Annotated in this window: 19 protein-coding genes and 1 tRNA gene; 9 read left to right on the top strand and 11 right to left on the bottom strand. The window is 41.2% G+C overall.

Features of this window, described 5'->3' with window-relative positions; all coding sequences use genetic code 11:
- The first annotated feature begins 374 nt into the window (after positions 1–374).
- Together proB and ATS75_RS10955 are read left to right on the top strand one after the other, a co-directional pair.
- The gene (gene proB / locus ATS75_RS10960; RefSeq protein WP_058560490.1) at positions 375–1,481 is read left to right on the top strand and encodes a glutamate 5-kinase; all 1,107 of its coding nucleotides are present in this window, start codon (positions 375–377) and stop codon (positions 1,479–1,481) included.
- Positions 1,478–2,725, top strand: coding sequence for a glutamate-5-semialdehyde dehydrogenase (locus tag ATS75_RS10955; RefSeq protein ID WP_058560489.1), 1,248 nt, complete (start codon positions 1,478–1,480; stop codon positions 2,723–2,725). Before proB ends, ATS75_RS10955 begins: the two co-directional genes overlap by 4 nt.
- A gap of 160 nt (positions 2,726–2,885) precedes the next feature.
- Here the strand turns inward: ATS75_RS10955 and ATS75_RS10950 are convergent.
- Positions 2,886–2,961 (bottom strand) — tRNA-Ala (locus tag ATS75_RS10950).
- A 468-nt stretch (positions 2,962–3,429) separates the two neighbouring features.
- Here ATS75_RS10950 and ATS75_RS10945 point away from each other — a divergent pair.
- On the top strand, positions 3,430–3,816 hold the full coding sequence (locus tag ATS75_RS10945) for a hypothetical protein (RefSeq protein ID WP_058560488.1): 387 nt from the start codon (positions 3,430–3,432) through the stop codon (positions 3,814–3,816).
- Complete coding sequence (locus ATS75_RS10940; RefSeq protein WP_058560487.1) at positions 3,817–4,317, top strand: prolyl-tRNA synthetase associated domain-containing protein; 501 nt, start codon at positions 3,817–3,819, stop codon at positions 4,315–4,317.
- On the opposite strand, the gene ATS75_RS10935 is transcribed toward ATS75_RS10940, so the two are convergent.
- A complete protein-coding gene (locus ATS75_RS10935) occupies positions 4,284–5,426 on the bottom strand; it encodes an MFS transporter (RefSeq protein ID WP_058560486.1) in 1,143 nt (380 codons plus the stop codon). The genes ATS75_RS10940 and ATS75_RS10935 overlap by 34 nt on opposite strands.
- A 275-nt stretch (positions 5,427–5,701) precedes the next feature.
- Between ATS75_RS10935 and ATS75_RS10930 the strand changes: the two genes are divergently transcribed.
- The 4 genes from ATS75_RS10930 (at position 5,702) to ATS75_RS10915 (ending at position 8,874) form a co-directional block, all read left to right on the top strand.
- Positions 5,702–6,241: a DUF2058 domain-containing protein gene (locus tag ATS75_RS10930; RefSeq protein WP_058560485.1), complete on the top strand. Its 540-nt coding sequence runs from the start codon at positions 5,702–5,704 to the stop codon at positions 6,239–6,241.
- Positions 6,242–6,441: 200 nt separating this feature from the next.
- Positions 6,442–6,765, top strand: a complete 324-nt coding sequence (locus ATS75_RS10925; protein ID WP_058560484.1) for a c-type cytochrome — start codon at positions 6,442–6,444, stop codon at positions 6,763–6,765.
- Positions 6,766–6,921: 156 nt separating this feature from the next.
- The gene (locus ATS75_RS10920) at positions 6,922–7,689 is read left to right on the top strand and encodes a class II aldolase/adducin family protein (protein WP_058560483.1); all 768 of its coding nucleotides are present in this window, start codon (positions 6,922–6,924) and stop codon (positions 7,687–7,689) included.
- A gap of 9 nt (positions 7,690–7,698) precedes the next feature.
- Positions 7,699–8,874, top strand: coding sequence for a mandelate racemase/muconate lactonizing enzyme family protein (locus ATS75_RS10915; RefSeq protein WP_058560482.1), 1,176 nt, complete (start codon positions 7,699–7,701; stop codon positions 8,872–8,874).
- A 52-nt stretch (positions 8,875–8,926) separates the two neighbouring features.
- Here the strand turns inward: ATS75_RS10915 and ATS75_RS10910 are convergent, their stop codons facing one another.
- The 9 genes from ATS75_RS10910 to zapB all read right to left on the bottom strand — a co-directional run bounded on the left by ATS75_RS10910 (position 8,927) and on the right by zapB (position 16,281).
- Positions 8,927–9,307 (bottom strand): hypothetical protein, encoded by a 381-nt coding sequence (locus tag ATS75_RS10910; protein ID WP_058560524.1) that lies wholly within the window; start codon positions 9,305–9,307, stop codon positions 8,927–8,929.
- 7 nt (positions 9,308–9,314) lie between these two features.
- Entirely contained in the window at positions 9,315–10,868 is a 1,554-nt protein-coding gene (locus tag ATS75_RS10905; RefSeq protein WP_058560481.1) for a S41 family peptidase, read from the bottom strand.
- Positions 10,869–10,940: 72 nt separating this feature from the next.
- The gene (locus ATS75_RS10900; protein ID WP_058560480.1) at positions 10,941–11,780 is read right to left on the bottom strand and encodes an amidohydrolase family protein; all 840 of its coding nucleotides are present in this window, start codon (positions 11,778–11,780) and stop codon (positions 10,941–10,943) included.
- 13 nt (positions 11,781–11,793) lie between these two features.
- On the bottom strand, positions 11,794–12,522 hold the full coding sequence (locus tag ATS75_RS10895; RefSeq protein ID WP_058560479.1) for an SDR family NAD(P)-dependent oxidoreductase: 729 nt from the start codon (positions 12,520–12,522) through the stop codon (positions 11,794–11,796).
- Positions 12,523–12,535: 13 nt separating this feature from the next.
- Entirely contained in the window at positions 12,536–13,024 is a 489-nt protein-coding gene (locus ATS75_RS10890; protein WP_058560478.1) for an FKBP-type peptidyl-prolyl cis-trans isomerase, read from the bottom strand.
- A gap of 69 nt (positions 13,025–13,093) precedes the next feature.
- Positions 13,094–14,593, bottom strand: a complete 1,500-nt coding sequence (locus ATS75_RS10885) for a LysM peptidoglycan-binding domain-containing protein (protein ID WP_058560477.1) — start codon at positions 14,591–14,593, stop codon at positions 13,094–13,096.
- A 54-nt stretch (positions 14,594–14,647) separates the two neighbouring features.
- On the bottom strand, positions 14,648–15,664 hold the full coding sequence (locus tag ATS75_RS10880; RefSeq protein ID WP_058560476.1) for an MBL fold metallo-hydrolase: 1,017 nt from the start codon (positions 15,662–15,664) through the stop codon (positions 14,648–14,650).
- Positions 15,665–15,742: 78 nt separating this feature from the next.
- Positions 15,743–16,051 carry a cell division protein ZapA gene (locus ATS75_RS10875; RefSeq protein WP_058560475.1) on the bottom strand — a complete coding sequence of 103 codons (309 nt, stop codon included), beginning with the start codon at positions 16,049–16,051 and terminating at the stop codon, positions 15,743–15,745.
- Complete coding sequence (gene zapB / locus ATS75_RS10870; protein WP_058560474.1) at positions 16,051–16,281, bottom strand: cell division protein ZapB; 231 nt, start codon at positions 16,279–16,281, stop codon at positions 16,051–16,053. Before zapB ends, ATS75_RS10875 begins: the two co-directional genes overlap by 1 nt.
- Before the next feature lie 276 nt (positions 16,282–16,557).
- Between zapB and ATS75_RS10865 the strand changes: the two genes are divergently transcribed.
- Entirely contained in the window at positions 16,558–17,397 is an 840-nt protein-coding gene (locus ATS75_RS10865; protein ID WP_058560473.1) for a 23S rRNA (adenine(2030)-N(6))-methyltransferase RlmJ, read from the top strand.
- The last annotated feature ends 17 nt before the right edge of the window (positions 17,398–17,414 follow it).

The following is a 17,414-nucleotide window of genomic DNA, read 5'->3' as shown; positions in this document are numbered from 1 at the left end:
ATTACCTGTTCAATATTTGGCGCCCATCGTGGTGAACAAATCTCGGTCCTTGAGTCATCACCCTATCTGTTGGTGTACCTGACTTTAGAGGCTCTATGTATGTTGTTAATAAAGAAACTTCACACAGTTTTTTACAGCGATACATAAACAACACTTTTTATTTTACTTTATAACCGTTCAATCTAATGATTGGATAAAAGTTATGCTATATCTGAATTTCACTATTTCGTATAGAAATGGGTGTATTTTGCTGAGTGCTAGAAAGTGTATAAGAACATACAAATTGTAAACTCGCAGCTTGGTAATAATGCTAAGTGTTTGTTTTCTTACTTCTCGTTGAGAAGTTACAGTTAAATGGAAAGTTGAAATACCTTATGCAAAAGTTAAATTGGCGACGTATTGTACTTAAAGTGGGCAGCGCATTGATCGCCCCAGACCAAGATGGTTGTCGTTCTCGTTATTTACTAACTATCGCACAGTTTATCGTTCGTTGTCGTAGTCGAGGCATTGAAGTGATTTTGGTTTCTTCAGGTTCAGTGGCAGCCGGTGCACATCTATTCCCCGCTCAGCAAGAGCGCACAGTGGCCATGAAAAAAGCGATGGCAGCAGCGGGTCAAACAGAAATGATGGCAATGTGGGACCGTTTCTTTGACTTTCCTTCAGCGCAAATTTTATTAACACACGGTGACTTGCGTGACCGTGAACGTTACGAAAGTATCCGTGAAACAGTGTTCACATTATTAGACCATGGTGTTTTGCCCATCATGAATGAAAATGACACCGTTACTACCGATGATTTGAAAGTGGGTGATAACGATAATTTATCAGCCATGGTCGCAGCCGCAGCAGACGCTGATGCGTTAATGATATTTTCGGATGTTGACGGACTATACAATAAAAACCCTAATTTACATGACGATGCAGTATTACTGCCTGAAATAAACGCTATCGACGAGTCAATTTATGCCATGGCTGGATGCGCGACGAGTGCAGTGGGTACCGGTGGTATGAAAACAAAGATAGAAGCGGCAGAAAAAGCAACATCGCATGGTATAACGACATACATCATTAATGGTTTCAAAGAACAAACATTTAACCAGTTACTCGAAGGCATTAACCCAGGCACTATCTTTTTGCCTTATGAAAAACCGATGCAAGAAGCTGTGCATTGGATGACTCATACAGCGAATGAACAAGGTGAAGTTGTGGTTGAAGGTTCATTTGACGAATCTGTTGAGGGTGAAACCGGGTGTATCCGCGGTGACGAAATTGTGGCTGTGCATGGTGAATTCGCGATCGGTGATACCATTTTAGTTCGCAGTAACGATGGTACACGTTTAGCAAAAGCAACAGCGAATTACAGCAGCTGTTTATTAAATTTTATAGCCGATAACGAACAAAGCGAATTTAGCGATAAGATGCAAGATTCGATTGGCCCAGTTATTTCAGAGAAAGATATCGCATTATTGGAGAAGTCATGAGTTTAATTACGGATATTTCACGCCAGGCGGCAAAAGCTGCACATCAGTTAGCTTTACTCGATACCGAGACTAAAAACCGTGTATTACTGGAAATGGCCGGTGCATTGCGTGAGCAAAAAGCATTTATTATTAAAGAGAATGAAAGTGATCTGGCTGCAGCTCGCGACAATAATCTGCCCGCTTCGATGATTGACCGCTTAACGCTTAACGCTGAGCGTATTGAAGCCATGGCTGAGGGAATTGAAGTGATCGTTTCTCTTGATGATCCTGTTGGTCAATTACGTGATATTACAGAACGACCGAATGGCATTAAAATTCGTAAAATGCGAGTCCCTTTAGGTGTGGTATGTATGATTTATGAAGCACGCCCTAATGTGACGGCGGATGCTGGTGCATTGTGTTTTAAATCAGGAAATGGTGTTATTTTACGCGGCGGTAAAGAAGCGCTTAAAAGCTCACAAGCCATTGCCAATGTAATGCATCAGGTATTAAAAAATAACGATTTACCCGCTGCACTTATTTCTGTTATTCCAGATCCTGACCGTGGATTATTAATGGAGTTAATGCAACAGAGAGAAAGTATCGATTTAATTATCCCACGCGGCGGCGAAGGCCTTATCAATTTTGTTACAGATAACAGCACTATTCCTGTCATTCAGCATTTTAAAGGTGTGTGTCACTTATATGTAGATAAAGACGCTGATTTAGAAGTTGCAATTAATTTGTTGCTTAATGGCAAAACACAGCGTACTGGTGTATGTAATGCGTTAGAAGGCTTAGTTGTTCATCAAGATATTGCCGATGAGTTTTTAAACTTATGTGCAGTCGTCCTTCGCCAAGAAGGGGTTAAAATTAATGCTGATAGCCAAGCTGCTCGTTATTTTGATAATGCAACGGTACTTACTGAAGACGAATTTGGTGAAGAATACCTTGATTTAGAAATCGCTATTCGCGTTGTGCCTGACTTTGCGGGTGCTATTGAACACATCGCTCAGTTTGGATCGAATCACACTGAAGTGATTTGCACTAAAAATCAAGATGCTGCTGTGTTATTCCAACGTAGTGTAGATGCCTCTGTTGTCATGGTTAATGCGTCATCGCGCTTTTCAGATGGCTCGCAGCTTGGTCTTGGTGCAGAGATAGGCATAGCGACATCGAAATTACATGCTTATGGACCTATGGGTCTAGAATCATTAACAACTGAAAAGTATTTAGTGAATGGTGAAGGTCAAGTTCGCGAATAAGCAGTAAAAATAGCTACATATATGAAACGAGATCGGTTTTGACACATGTTGAAGCCGATTTTTTTGTCGTTAGGTAAATTAGAATATAAAAATAATTTTTCAGAAAGAAATTTTCAATAGAAAGATGACATTAGAAGTGTTTTTGAAATGAGTAGGAAAGTGGTGGAGCTAAGCAGGATCGAACTGCTGACCTCCTGCGTGCAAGGCAGGCGCTCTCCCAGCTGAGCTATAGCCCCACATTCCTAAGCTGTAAATCTTACAACTTACTTGAGTTTCCCTTTCAAGCGGGACGAACTTTAATGAGATTTATAGAGTTGGTCAAGTTTTTTTTAATTTTTTATGGAAATTCACGCAAGCAACGATTTTTTGGTAGACTAGGATCAGTTAACCTTTCAAGGTTGAATTTACAGCAATATGGTTGGTATGTAGGCAAGGTGATCTCTGTCTTGTGTGGTTTTTCCCCATATATAGGCGATAAAGCAATGCCAAACAGGCGTTGCCTGGTGTGTTCTGCTTAGGGCAACTTTGTTGCGTATATATGGTGGAAGGAGCGTAAGCAGGATGCAGAAGCTTCTTTCGGTTTTTACTTCGCCCGCACGGTCGCAAACCTCGTGCTCCGATTAAATTGCTCTTAGTTTGAACTAATATTAATTCGCAAAGGTCAACAGACCCTAGCGACTAATAAAAAACAGATAGACACTAAAATGACAAAATATACCTGGGTGTTAGTCCTGTTCCTATTCGGTTGTGTAAGCCCGCAACAAGATACGCCGTTTGAAATTAATAATAAGCAACTGTACAAAAAGTTAGATGACCAAGGAAATAAAATCTTTGCCTATGTTGTATCGGTAAAGGCAAACAGTCGAAAAAGTCGTAATGTTGATCGGCCTTTAACGCGCAGTGAATTTAAGAAATTTGCTGAACAAGAGTATTTTGAAGAATCAAATAGCTTAAAACTAGAGCTGGAAAATCAAGCCGTAGCAATGTTAAAAACTGAATTAGATCAACAGCAATATTGCCCTGACAAGTATGAAATTGATGATGTTGTTTGGCGTGATTTAAGTGTTCAGTTAAGAGGGCGTTGTTTATAAATGTTGGCAGATAAAAACAAACTGGCTGCGTATCTTACGCATTTAAATATTGATTATGATGTAATAGAACATCCCCCATTACATAGCAGTTTGGATGCAGACATGCTATCAGTCGAAAGACCAGGTACTCGTTTAAAGAATTTATTCTTACGTGATAATGAAGGGAAAAATCATTTTTTAGTGATCACTGCACACGATAAACAATTAGATTTGAAAGCGTTAGCTAAATATCAGGGGTTATCCCGCCTAGGGTTTGCATCAGATGAGCGCTTAGCACGCTATTTAAAGGTCGCCCCCGGTTGCGTTTCAATGTTAGCGTTAATGAATGATAAGCAAAATAATGTCACTGTGTGGCTGGATCAAGATATTTGGTTTGGCGACTTATTCCATTGTCATCCATTTGAAAACACGCAAACGTGGATTGTGAGTAAAAGTGACCTAGAACGCTTTTTTACTAGTACAGGGCATCAGCCTAAAGTGGCTTTTTTACCTGCAAGATAGCCACATAAAACTAACATAAACCCGCAAACACACACCAATAAAAGCGACGCCATAAACGCCGTGTGTCCGTATTGCTGATACACCAATCCTGGCACAAAGGAGCCCAACGCCCCTCCGCTATAATAAAATGACACATAGCCACCATTCGTCACACTGGCTGGTGCCATGCTTATTTTATTAACCAAAGGGGCTGCGGTAGAGTGGATCATAAACATGGCCGCACAAAATCCGGTAAAAGCAATTAAGAATAGAACCAATTCAATGCTCATAAGTAACATAATAGTGACGCAATAAAAGGCAAATACACCACAGAGTAAATGCCATGCAGAACGGCTGTGTTTCAATAGCCAAGGCGTCGTCATAGATGCTAACGCTCCTAGTAAATAGCCACTGTAGACAAAGCCAATATCGCGAGTATTGGTTATTAAGAAGGTGTCTTGTAAAATAAATGGAAGGTAATTCAGCAAGGCTGCAAAGCAAAAAAACATACAAAAAACTGCGCCATAAAGCCTTAATATAGGAGCAGTTGCCAATTGTTTTAAATAACTAAGCGGGGATTGCGGTTTTATCATCGGTTGATGTGTGTGTTTATCTATTGTTAACGACAGTGCTATCAAGCCAATGGCGATTATGTAGTAGAAGCTTTGCCAGTGCCATAAGTCAGCAAATACGGCGGCGAGCACCCGACCAAAATACCCACCGGCAATTGTGCTCCCGATATACATGCTCATCTTTTTCTGTAAACAATCTGCTTTATATGACATGCCGACATAGGTTGTCATAGCTGTAAGGGCTGCTGGCAGTATCAATCCCTGAATAAAGCGAATGAGTAAAAGCAGCTCAAAACTTGGCGCTAGGGTAAACACAATACAGCTGAGTGCAAGCCCAAGCATCGCATAACGTAAAATTTGCAGTGGATTATGTTTGGCGAGTATCAAACCATAAATAAGCGGTGCGATTGCCAATGGCACCATTGTAGCCGTCATCAAGCTGCCTGCCGTGGCAGGGCTTACTGAAAATTGGGCTGCAAATAACCCTAAAAGTGGTTGGGGTGCATATAAAACAAAAAAGATAAATAATGAGCACAGTAATAAATGAAAAATACGCATTCATTTAGCCTAACAGCAAAAGCAGATAGCTTACGCTTAGTTGCCATTAAATCAATTGCAATAGTTAATTTAAGGCATTATTTTGGGTAAAGAAATACAATCCTTTTGCGCTAAGTCAGGTTTTACATTGTGTGCTTTGCTACATTACAACACTAAGTCATAGCCTAATTAATGAATTAGTAAAATTGGTTGAGCTCTAGCACTACTCGTATCTTGAGGTGTGGTGGGTATCGGTATAAAATAATTCTAATATCAGTTTTTCATGGAACAAGACAATGGGTTCATTACAAGACCAATTACTTCAGGCAGGGTTAACAACGTCGCACAAAGCAAAAGTGGCAAAAAGTGAGAAACGAAAGCAGCAAAAAAAACAAAAGAAAGGGGCGACCAGTAACCCCAGTGATCTGCAAAAACACATTCAACAAACAAAGTTAGAGCAGCAAAAGAAAGCTGAAGAGCTCAACCAAGCTCGCCAAGGTGATTTAAAGCAGCGTGAACAAGTTGCACGTGTAAAACAAATCTTAGAGCATAATAACCAAGATGCAATCCGAGGTGAACGTACCTTTAATTTTACCTATGAAAATAAAGTAAAAGAACTTGATGTAAATGAGAAAACACAAAAAGCATTATCAGGCGGGCGTTTAGCAATTTGTGTGCTTGAAGGGCAATTTTATGTACTGGAAGATGAACCTGCCCGCAAAGTGGCTGAGGTTGATGAGAAGTACATCGTATTCCATGTTGAGCCAGAAGATAAAGACAAAGACGATAATGACCCATATGCTGATTTTGAAGTGCCGGATGATCTTGTGTGGTAGATAACCTTGTTGGGTATAAGTTGCACTTTAATTTACGCAACAGGCTATGTTTAACTATTATTGGTACAACCGGTAAAGTATACCCATGGAGTGTCAGTGATCTGTGTTGTGCATAATTTACGTAAAATTAGCAAGCCAGTGTGCATGGTCTACACTTAACTGGATAGATTTCTAAACCGTTAAAAAGAAGAGAAAATATAATGAGCAAGATAAAAACACTACTTTTAGGGGCAAGCCTTGCTGTTGCTGCAAGTGCTTCATTTTCAACAATGGCTGCGGATGGCGAAGCGCTTTATACCGCTAAAAACTGTCAGACATGTCATGGCGCTGAAGGTAAATCACCTATCATGGCAATGTATCCTAAGCTAAATGGTCAAAACAAAGAGTACTTACTTGCACAAATGAAAGACATTAAGTCAGGTGCGCGTGCAAATGGTATGAGCATGGTTATGAAAGGCATGGTTGCAAGTATTTCTGATGAAGAATTAGCTGCAATTGCAGACTACTTATCTAATGTAAAATAGTTTTACTGATCTCGCTGGTTTATTAAGCGGGTGAATAAACAGCCACACCAATTTGGTGTGGCTGTTTTGTTTTAAAAGAGATTGATCATCACCTCACTCTACTTTAGACTTCTATACATCTATTTCGTGTTGTTACACGTTTAAAAAGGGATCGATATGTTTGAGTTACCACAACTTAGTTTAAAAAACAAAGTGTCAGCTGAAGAATGGCAGCTACGCGTTGATTTAGCCGCGTGCTACCGGTTAGTGGAGCACTTTCGTTGGGGTGATTTAATATACACGCACCTGTCGGCCCGTTTACCTGGTACCGATCATTATTTAGTTAATGCGTTTGGCCTCACATTTGACGAGGTGACAGCATCAAATTTGGTTAAAGTGGATTTAAAAGGAAATATTTTAGATGATACACCTTTTAAGATTAACCCTGCTGGCTTCACTATTCACAGTGCAATCCATGAAGTGCGTGATGATGCACATTGCGTGATTCATTTACACACAAAAGAAACCATTGCTGTTGCAACGCAAAAAAATGGCTTACTGCCACTGAGCCAATATTCTATGTTTTCATTACCCTCGTTGTCGTATCACGGCTATGAAGGCTTGGCAGTCAATGACGATGAGAAAACACGCCTTCAAAATGATTTAGGCAACACAAACCATATGTTGCTATTAAACCATGGCGGGCTTACCGTTGGTCCAACTGTAGGCGATGCCTTTATGCGTTTTTACGATTTGCAACGCGCCTGTGAAATACAGTTATCTTTGCAAGCAAGTGGCGAAGAAGTTACGCCAATACCGCAAGCCATTATCGATAATATTTATAATCAAGCTAATGTTGTTCATAGTGGTAGCACCGGCGGGCAATTAGCTTGGCCTGCCATGTTACGTAAAGCCTATCGCCTAGATCCAAATTTTGCTAACTAAGGAATTCCCATGAAAGTAAATCGCGTTGAAGTGTTTGATATTCACTGTCCAGAACGTCCAGCATGGACACCTGTATTTGTTCGTATTCATACCGATGAAGGTATTAGCGGCGTTGGTGAGGCTGGATTAGCTTATGATTTAGGGCACAGTGCCGCTGCAGCAATGATTAAAGAAATGGCGGATGCGTTTTTAATTGGCCATGACCCATTTCAAACTGAAAAACTTTGGTCCCGCATGTTACGTGAAAGTTTTTGGGGATTAGGCGGAGGCCCGGTTGTGTATGCAGCAATGAGTGCGATTGATACTGCACTGTGGGACATTAAAGGTAAAGCACTTGGTTTACCTGTTTACCAGCTACTCGGTGGTAAAGTTAACGATAAACTACGTACGTATGCCTCACAATTACAGTTTGATTGGGATAGTGAATTTAAAGCGCTTGTACAACCGCAAGAATACGCAGAAGCCGCTTTAAAAGCGATTGCGGAAGGTTACGATGCAGTAAAAGTTGACCCAATCCAATATGATAAAGACGGTAACACCTACTATGACCGCACGAAGATCATTTCACGTGCTGAAATGAAGCTTTACCGTGCGCGCATGCAAGCAATTCGAGAAGCAGTAGGTGACGAAGTCGATATTATTTTTGAATGCCACAGTTTGCCGGGGGCAACATCTGCTATTCAAATTGGTGAGATTGCTGAAGAGTTTGATTGTATGTATTACGAAGAGCCAGTTAACTACTTAAATCATTCACTACATGCAAAAGTGGCCGATAAAGTTGCCGTACCAATCGCTGGTGGTGAACGTTTATATAACCGTTGGGGTGTGCGACCATACCTTGAAGATCAAAGTATTGACGTTCTTCAACCTGATATCGGTTTATGCGGCGGCTTTACTGAGACTAAAAAAGTGTGTGATTACGCTGATATTTTTGATGTGCGTATTCAAGCGCACGTGTGTGGCGGCCCGGTTGCGACAGCTGCGTCATTGCACTTAGAAACGGCTATTCCTAACTTCTTAATCCATGAGCATCACACTTATGCAATCAAAAAGTGGAACCGCGAATTATGCTTACAAGATCCACAGCCAAAGAATGGCTTCTTTGAAGTATCAGAAGAACCAGGTTTGGGCATTGAGCTAAACGATGAGATTGTCATGCGCTCACAACGCGTAGAAATTAAGTAGTCACTGCATTGTACCTAACATTAAAAAAGCCCGGTTAGGGCTTTTTTAATATTTATCCGTTGTTTATTTTACATTTTACGCCAGGCAATGACTCAGTTGCTTTACTATCTAAATGACGAACAAAGCAGGTATTACCTTTAATCAGCAATTCAAATTTATCGGGCATGTTCAGTTGTTTGCCCATAATTGGGCTGCCTAAAGAGTCTGTTTTAGAGGCATTATCAACAACCATAACACTACCTGTCATAAATACATCTTCAGAGACGGCAATGGCATTACTGCGCATTAGCCGTGCTATACCTTGCGCAATTAATTCGCTTTGCGGCTCTTTTAATAGTGCATGTTGTAATTTGGGCGTGGGCTTATCAGCTGATGCAGCACATCCCAATAACAAAGTGCTACTTAATATGCAAATACCAAAGATGTTTTTCATTATAAGTTCACTCATTTTCAGCTTTAGGTAACACTTTGTTTTGCTCTGCAAATGTGATGGCTCGTGTATCAATCACTTCAGGCGTGTCGCTTTGCTGTGAAGGCGCGAAACCTTGCAGGCTGGCCGTTGATGTAGGGGTAGGGCACCTTCCTGTTTCACGATAATTAAGCGCTGTTGCTAAAAGTGCTTCATCAGGGTCACCTAACTGACGAGTAAAGTCATCAGCCACAGCACAGCCAGGGACACGCACGGGTAAGCGTTCGGTGTTTACCGTATTTTGTGGTGCAAAGCCATCAGCATACTCCCCAAAGCCTTTGTTGTTTTCACCGGTAAATTGAATGGTAAAATAGGTAACGTCGCAGTTATCTGTGGCATAAAACCCATACGGTTTACCACAGGTGCCAGCTCCAATCTGTATTACGTCGATATCAGCACCCCGCAAGCCGTTAATTATGGCTTCACTGGCTGAACACGTGCTACTTGTTGTGAGTAAATAAACGCGATCTAAATTAAGAGTCGGTAGTTTAGTGCCTGGATTTAGGCTTGGGTTTTCAGCAAAGCCGACAAATTCATCGGTAAATAATACCGGTGTTAAACGCTCACCTGTTACAGGGTTAAATACAGGGTGTTTATCGTTAAAAATAGTGCGTTCAAAAATTTTATTATTCGTATTCGCATCACCTGCAATCATATAGGCCACTTGGCTTGCCATTTGTAAAAAGCCACCGCCGTTATAACGCATATCAATAATTAAATCAGTGACATTATTGTTTTTTAGAGTATTAAACGCATCGTACAAGGGTTTTTCTGCAACCGCATTATGGCTATTAAATTGAAAATACCCGATATTCCCCTCAGCTATCGTTTTTACGTTAGTTACTGGCTGCGTTGCTATTGATTGAGCGGTAAGCGTGACTTCTCGTATTTCTGATGTGGTAACGCTTTTGAATGTAAACGAGGTGACCTTACCCGACTCTTTAGGGAATAAGCCGGCATTAATGGTGTCTACGTCCTCTTGTGTGCTGGCGTTAACAAAGTCGACACCGTCTACTTCTATGATTTCAAAACCACGAATGAGGTTTACTCGACTAGCGGGGGAATTAGGCTCTGTGTAGCTAATAACTGCTTGGCGAGGTGCTGTTGGGCTAATTATTTTAGTTTTAAACCCATAACCGAAGGAGATCCCAGACTGACTTTGTGCTTGCCATTGCGGCGTGGGTAAGCTGGAGTGGAAGTTGTCTTTATTGGCGCCAGAATTAGTGATTTCTTCTGTTTTTAATAGCTTAAAGTAATCGCTCACAGACTCCGTGAGTGCGGGGTCACGATCAATAATCTCATCATACCAAAGGTAGGTTTCGTTGCTCCATGAGCGCAGCCAGTGTTTTTCGTTAAGTGCTTGGCATTGTTGCTCAAAATTACGCGATGATTGAAATTCATCTTGTGTCCAATTAATGACTGTTGGCCCTGAGGAGCTGCTGTCAGAGGAACCTGAGCCACACCCAGATAATACACTCCACGATAGGGCAGATATGACTGCTAGTTTATATTGTGGTTTCTTCATTAATCGCACTCACACTTAACAACTTAAGTAGAATATAGCGCTTTTTATTTGTACAAGATAGTCACATTAAATTCAAAGCCAATAAAAGCGAAGGGCGTTGTCGTAACTCAGTTTTTGCCATAAGGAATGATTATTACATAACGCAAAGTGGCTTTGCCAAACAGCTTCATAACTTTGCTTAATTTGGCAAACCGGGAAGTTACTAGCAAACATAACGCGTGACTGGCCAAATTGCTGCACAATAAAATCAAAACAAGTGTGTTGTTGCACAGTAGATAGAGGGAGTAGTTCAAACCCCGAATATTTAATATATACGTTTTGATTACGTGCTAAAACCGCGACTCCTGCTTTCCAGTCATCTATTTTTTGAGGTAAACCGGCATGATTAATAACCATTCGAAGATTGGGGAGCTGTGCGCAGTAGTTAGCAACTCGTTCGCTAATAGCGGTGTTTTCTAACTCAAATTGCGCTTCAAAATGTAACTCTAGCTCGGCTAAGTAAGCGAGATTGGCAACAGTGTTAGGGTTCAGTAACCGCGAGCTCTCCTCAGCTTCTGTGATGTCTCTGATACCAACAAGCGATGGGTGTAGTAAACTTGCGATTGCTTGTTGGAAAGTTTCAGGGCAATCATCTATTTTTGCATAACCAATTGCTTTATATTGAGTCTGCGCCAAATGCTTACTGAGCCAGTTTAACTCTTCAATTGGGTGATTATTATTAAACCCAGCTTCTATGTGAACAAGCGCCATTAACTCAAATGGGCAATGCTGCATTAACTCAGCAGCAGTCATAGGCGCTTTAATTTGGTCAAGGTGCGGCCATGGAGGCGGGGTATCGCCTTGTAGCCACGTGTATTCACCTTCAATTAAATTAAAAAAATGCACATGGGGGTCAATTATTTTATTATGCATTTTATTTACCTAATTATTGGGCTGTGTAGCCGCCATCAATGTTGTGTAAGCTGCCAGTGATAAAGGTTGCATTATCACTGGCTAAAAATGCGGCTAAAGCCGCGACTTCTTCTGGTTGCCCTAATCGACCTAATGGCTGCAATGCACCTTCTTGTGCAACGATATCAGCTTTATTGGCGCCACTACTTTTACAGTAAGCATCAATCGCGTTATGAAACAAAGGCGTTTCAATCGTACCTGGGCACACTGCATTAGCGCGAATATTGAAAGCAGCGTAATCTAAAGCCGTTGTTTTTGCCATCGATGCCAGAGCATGTTTGGTGAGATTATAAGCAAACGAGTTACTCTTTCCTATACTTGCTTGATCAGAGGCGATAAAAATGATCGCCCCATTTTGTTGCGCTTTCATGCTCGGCAATACGGCTTTTACAGCGGCATAAGCCCCTTTAACATTCAGCGCAAACAGAGAGTCAAAAGTTGCTTCGTCGGTGTCTTCTATTGTCGCACTGAGGTGCTTACCGGCATTCGATACGAGTACATCTATGCGACCCTGGCTATGTGCTATCTTTGTGATTGCTTGCTCGACCTGCGAGGTCTGGCTAACATCACATTCAAGCCAGCGACCATATTCACCCTGTTGAATATCTAAATTAAAAACATGAAAACCATCGCTTTCTAAGCGCTGACAGATAGCGCGACCAATACCTAAGCTTCCACCGGTTACTATTGCAACTTTTGTCATTACTTGTCCTTAATTAGTGGTTGTGTCCACAGCCGCCTTCGCTATGAACGTGACCATGAGAGAGCTCTTCACTCGTGGCTTCACGCACCGAAATAACATCTACATCAAACGTTAATGTTTTGCCTGCAAATGGGTGGTTTAAATCACAATCGGCGTTAAAGCGACCGACTTTAACAATAGTGACTTGATGTTTACCTTGGTTTGAATGCACCATAGCAGTCATGCCTTGTTTCCACACTTTGGTGTCGCCTTGCAAATGCTTAAGTGGAATACGTTGAATTAAATCGTCAACACGCTCGCCGTAAGATTCACTTGGTGCTAATGTCACGGTTAAGTTGTCGCCAGCAGATTTGCCTTCAAGGGCTTTTTCAAGGCCTGGTAGCATACCTTCAAGGCCGTGAATATAGCTTAATGGAGCGTCGTTTTTACTGCTTTCAAGTTGCTCGCCCGCTTCACTCAAGGTGTAGTGAAACTCCACTGCTGAATTTTTACTGATTTGCATGCCAATCTCTTTTATAAATGTAGGTAAAAGCTAATTTTACGCTAATTGTGGCAGATCCGAAACTATTGGCTAATGCGGTTTATTTAAGGTTTTTTCCAAGCCTGAAAGCATGCCTTCGTCACGTTTTTGCGGGGTGGGTTTTATTGCCTGAGGCAAATGAAGTACTAATAAAGCACCGGGCTTTAAAATACTGGATGCACTGAGTTGGTTCCATTGGGCTAAATCTTTGTGGGGTACATCATATAACTGGCTTATTCCCCAAATAGTGTCGCCAGGTTTTACTTGATACTCTACGGCTATGGTGGGAATAGCTACCTCTGTGTGTTCAAGGTAAGGACTGATTTTATAATCTATTGTTAAAGATCTAGGCATGGTGCGTGGTTGGCCAACAATCAAGGTCTCACCAATATTAATGAGGCTTGATGACTTGTTATTCATCATTTTTAATTTTTTGACTGATGTGTCAAAACGGCGCGCAATGGCATACAAGGTATCCCCTTGTTTTACACTATACTCCCCTGCAAAGTTACGTTTAAAAAACTGGCTGTTTAGTAGGCTTTGCTGCGCCATTGGAATTAAAAGAGTGTGAGGACCATTTGGTGAGCTTTGGTTTTTTAAATACCCAGAATTAAGCGTGTGGAGGTGTTTACGGTCAATACCGGATAAATTAGCAATGACTGAAAAATCAAACTGTTGTCCAACATCGAATTCGGTTGTGATTGCTCTGTTGACTAAGGTAGGGCGCTTTAAACCCTGTTGAGGGTTTTGTACTAAATAGCTCAGTGCAAACAGCTTAGGTACATATTCAGCGGTTTCTTTGGGTAAATTTAATGACCAATAATCGGTGCTCTTACCGCGTTTTTTATTTTCTGATATGGCGCGTTTTACTCTTCCTTCACCAGTATTATAAGCAGCTAAAGCATGTAACCAATTTCCATTAAAGCGTTTATGTAGGTATTTTAAGTAGGCAAGAGCTGCATCTGTCGATGCCAGCACATCTTGACGACCATCGTACCATTGATCGGATTTAACCCCAAAATGATGCGCGGTGGCGCCAACTAACTGCCACACGCCAACAGCGTGTTGTGATGAGCGTATTGAGGGCCTAAAATCGCTTTCTACAAAGGGCAGTAAGGCGATTTCCATTGGTAGGTTTTGCTGCTCTACTTTTCGCACGATATGATAAAGATAAGGTGCCGCACGTTTGTTCACAGTGTTTAAGTAATGGGGTTGTTTAACATACCACTGAATTCGTTTTTTTAATGCTTTATTGAGATGAATATTGAACTGTAAATTGTTTGCAATGTGCTGCCATAAGTCTTTGTGACGCTGGTTTAACTCTGTTTTTGACGAGCTCGGTGAAGGCGTTTTTTCAGGCGTTTCTAGTCTAGGCTTCTCGTCGGATGATTCACCAATTAGCGTCGTGGTTGGTTGTGTATCCGAAGGCTTAAAATGGGTAAAAATAACAGGAGCTTGAATTGTTTCAACTGGTTCGGCGGGGTGCTCGATTGTTTGACATCCGAAAAGCAAAAAAAACATTAGTAAAAAAGCACAACGATATCTGCACATACAAACCACCCAACTCCAGTCCTTGTTTTAGTTTAGCACAACCATGTGCAGCTGCTATTTTGACTGTTTAGTACGTTTAAGTCCAGCTTGCAAAAACAGAGGGTATGCTTTCTTAGCCGGTTCATCTTGACTGTAGTGATGTTCAAATTGTTCAGGGAAACTTTGCTGTAGTTGTTGTAGGTCTTGTTCAGGCTGGCTATAACCATGACTCAAGATGGCCTTCAAAAATGCCGCTGGTTGTTTCAAATCATTAGGAGTGAGGGCGTTACCATGGCCAGGCAAAATGACATCAATGGTCTTGGAATTTATTAGCTGTTCTAACACATTAACCCAATTAGATAAATCACCATGGCCAGGGTATGGTAGGTAATCAACAATATCACCACCCAATAGGGTGCGGTCATGTTTTGCTAATAGCATTAAATCAGCGCGCGTGTGCGCGTTATACGCATTAATAGAAATAGGGTAGCCCCCTAAATCTAAGGTTAGCGTATTCTCGACAGTCAGTGCGGGTGGATACAATTTATATTCACGCCATCGCAATAGTCTTGTTTTCGCTAAAGAAAGTTTGTCCTGCCATAATGCTCGCTGACTTGCTGGTTGTTCAGCTAAGCGCTGATAACTCAGCTCAATACTTTGCTGGTAGCTGTCGAGTTTATCGGTAAAGGCTTGTTGAAAATAATCGAATTCTTTGGCTAGTTGCTGATGAACAATTAACTTTGCATCCTTAAAATGGGCTTGTACCACTGCGATACCGAGTAAGTGGTCATCATGAAAGTGACTAGCAACAACGTAACACAAAGGTGTTTTGAGCGTTGTTTTTAAATATTCTACAGTGCCTTCTACAGCGCTAAAATTGCCACTAGCATCATATAGTAATGCGCACTTATCGCCTTGTACTAACACTTGATTAGAGTCATAAAAGCGATACTCTGAAGGTTGTTTAAAAAATAAAATATGCTTTGAAATTTGCTGAGTTTGACTCTTTGCATGTGCCAGTGAGTGGATAAAAGCCATACAGCTTAATAGGAGTAACACTAGGGTGTGTGAGATGACGTTAAGTCGGTTCATGATTGTTTGCCCAGGGTTGCTGCAATTACAGAGTGTTAATTGAATTTAGTATCAGGGTATAAAAATAAAAACAAGCGCTTAGAGCGCTTGTTTTTTATTTGACTCAGCTAAGTGCGAGCTCAGCTTATCAATGAGTCCATCTTGTTGCCGTTGCGCTGTTATTTGTTGCTTTTGCATCTCTAACAACTCGTGGCTGATGTTCAATGCTGCCATAAGCAACGCTTTTTGATCATTTCTTACTGTAGAGCGTTGTTTCATTTGCTCTACTAAATCATTGAGGTGCTTAGCAGCTGCAATCAATGCCTCTTCTTGACCTTGTGGGCAAGCAAATTGCTGCTCCTTGCCAAGTAGTTCAACAGTGACTCGCTGATTTTGCAGCGCTGGCATTAGTTAGCCTGTTGCGCGCTTTGTAACTTCTCGAGTAGGGAGCTTAACGTGCTGCTGGTATCTTTTTGCTTTTCTTCGCTATCAAGTACTTCTAGCTGTAAGGTTTCGTTTTCGTCTATTAGCTGGCCATTTTTTTCAGTCAGGCTTTTTACTTCAGCTTGTAGCTCGTTGTTTCGAGAGATTAATTGATCGATCAGTTGTTCGAGTTGAGAAAGAGTTTCGTTGTTCATAAAGGCGCTCATATAACTGTTATTAATATCTTGCAAATGTAAAGCAAAGTTACACTATATGCTAGCACTTACGCAGCTTTTAGCTGTTTTTTATTTAATGTTAAGGGGAAATTCAGCTGGTCAGCTTTTTTGTTCAGGATTGGTTCATTTTAATCGCTGATATTGTGACACTGGGCTTGGATATTTATTTCATCAGAAACTCGTATCTTAGGGAGGCTTGGGTATAATGAGTTAGTTCACAGCTCCTATCAATTGGCTTATAGCGAAACTTAAATTATGCTCAGTTACAGACATTCATTTCATGCTGGAAATCCAGCCGATGTTCTTAAACACCTCGTGCTTGCGCAGGTATTAAGGTATCAAACAATTAAAGATAAGCCACTTGATTATATCGACACTCACTCAGGAGCGGGCTTTTTTGAATTAGCTTCTGCTGATGCACAAAAAACACAAGAATTTCAAGATGGCATAGCAAAGCTTTATCAGCACAGTAGTAATCACGAAGCTTTAAATGATTATATAGCATTGATCAAATCTTTTAATGAACAAGGAGAGCTTGCTTTTTATCCAGGCTCACCAAAAATAGCTGAGCATTATTTACGCCGCCAAGATAAAGGCTGGTTTTTTGAGTTGCACCCTAGAGATCTGGTGTTACTCGAAGAAAACATGCAAGGCAAGCGCTCCATCCGTGTTCGCGGTGAAAATGGTTTTGCGGGGCTAATTGGTTTGTTGCCTCCTGCATCACGCAGAGCCTGCGTGTTGATTGATCCACCTTATGAAATCAAAGACGACTACGATACAGTTGTTAAAACGTTAGTTAAAGCCCATCAGCGCTTTGCTACGGGTACTTACATGATTTGGTATCCAGTTGTTGATAGAGAGCGAATAGAGCGCATGGAAGAGGGGTTGATTGCCTCAGGTATGCGTAATATTCAATTATTTGAGCTAGCTACACAAGCAGATACTGATGTACACGGTATGACAGCATCAGGCATGATTGTTATAAACCCGCCATGGAAATTAAAACAAACCATGGATGCCGTGTTACCTGAATTAGTGGATTTGTTAAGCGATGCAAGCGGCTTCTACCGCAGCGAACAGTTAGTTGAAGAGTAACCTTTGAGCCTGTTGTA

This window comes from Pseudoalteromonas sp. H105, from assembly GCF_001469215.1.
Taxonomy (GTDB): Bacteria; Pseudomonadota; Gammaproteobacteria; order Enterobacterales; family Alteromonadaceae; genus Pseudoalteromonas.
Note: the sequence above shows the minus strand (reverse complement) of the source record. Positions and strands in the feature narration are given on the sequence as shown.

What these genes read in the sequence shown, in the direction of transcription:
- proB (WP_058560490.1), top strand. Translation starts at nt 375, where the DNA reads ATGCAAAAGTTAAATTGGCGACGTATTGTACTTAAAGTGGGCAGCGCA.
- ATS75_RS10955 (WP_058560489.1), top strand. Translation starts at nt 1,478, where the DNA reads ATGAGTTTAATTACGGATATTTCACGCCAGGCGGCAAAAGCTGCACAT.
- ATS75_RS10945 (WP_058560488.1), top strand. Translation starts at nt 3,430, where the DNA reads ATGACAAAATATACCTGGGTGTTAGTCCTGTTCCTATTCGGTTGTGTA.
- ATS75_RS10940 (WP_058560487.1), top strand. Translation starts at nt 3,817, where the DNA reads ATGTTGGCAGATAAAAACAAACTGGCTGCGTATCTTACGCATTTAAAT.
- ATS75_RS10935 (WP_058560486.1), bottom strand. Translation starts at nt 5,426, where the DNA reads ATGCGTATTTTTCATTTATTACTGTGCTCATTATTTATCTTTTTTGTT.
- ATS75_RS10930 (WP_058560485.1), top strand. Translation starts at nt 5,702, where the DNA reads ATGGGTTCATTACAAGACCAATTACTTCAGGCAGGGTTAACAACGTCG.
- ATS75_RS10925 (WP_058560484.1), top strand. Translation starts at nt 6,442, where the DNA reads ATGAGCAAGATAAAAACACTACTTTTAGGGGCAAGCCTTGCTGTTGCT.
- ATS75_RS10920 (WP_058560483.1), top strand. Translation starts at nt 6,922, where the DNA reads ATGTTTGAGTTACCACAACTTAGTTTAAAAAACAAAGTGTCAGCTGAA.
- ATS75_RS10915 (WP_058560482.1), top strand. Translation starts at nt 7,699, where the DNA reads ATGAAAGTAAATCGCGTTGAAGTGTTTGATATTCACTGTCCAGAACGT.
- ATS75_RS10910 (WP_058560524.1), bottom strand. Translation starts at nt 9,307, where the DNA reads ATGAAAAACATCTTTGGTATTTGCATATTAAGTAGCACTTTGTTATTG.
- ATS75_RS10905 (WP_058560481.1), bottom strand. Translation starts at nt 10,868, where the DNA reads ATGAAGAAACCACAATATAAACTAGCAGTCATATCTGCCCTATCGTGG.
- ATS75_RS10900 (WP_058560480.1), bottom strand. Translation starts at nt 11,780, where the DNA reads ATGCATAATAAAATAATTGACCCCCATGTGCATTTTTTTAATTTAATT.
- ATS75_RS10895 (WP_058560479.1), bottom strand. Translation starts at nt 12,522, where the DNA reads ATGACAAAAGTTGCAATAGTAACCGGTGGAAGCTTAGGTATTGGTCGC.
- ATS75_RS10890 (WP_058560478.1), bottom strand. Translation starts at nt 13,024, where the DNA reads ATGCAAATCAGTAAAAATTCAGCAGTGGAGTTTCACTACACCTTGAGT.
- ATS75_RS10885 (WP_058560477.1), bottom strand. Translation starts at nt 14,593, where the DNA reads ATGTGCAGATATCGTTGTGCTTTTTTACTAATGTTTTTTTTGCTTTTC.
- ATS75_RS10880 (WP_058560476.1), bottom strand. Translation starts at nt 15,664, where the DNA reads ATGAACCGACTTAACGTCATCTCACACACCCTAGTGTTACTCCTATTA.
- ATS75_RS10875 (WP_058560475.1), bottom strand. Translation starts at nt 16,051, where the DNA reads ATGCCAGCGCTGCAAAATCAGCGAGTCACTGTTGAACTACTTGGCAAG.
- zapB (WP_058560474.1), bottom strand. Translation starts at nt 16,281, where the DNA reads ATGAACAACGAAACTCTTTCTCAACTCGAACAACTGATCGATCAATTA.
- ATS75_RS10865 (WP_058560473.1), top strand. Translation starts at nt 16,558, where the DNA reads ATGCTCAGTTACAGACATTCATTTCATGCTGGAAATCCAGCCGATGTT.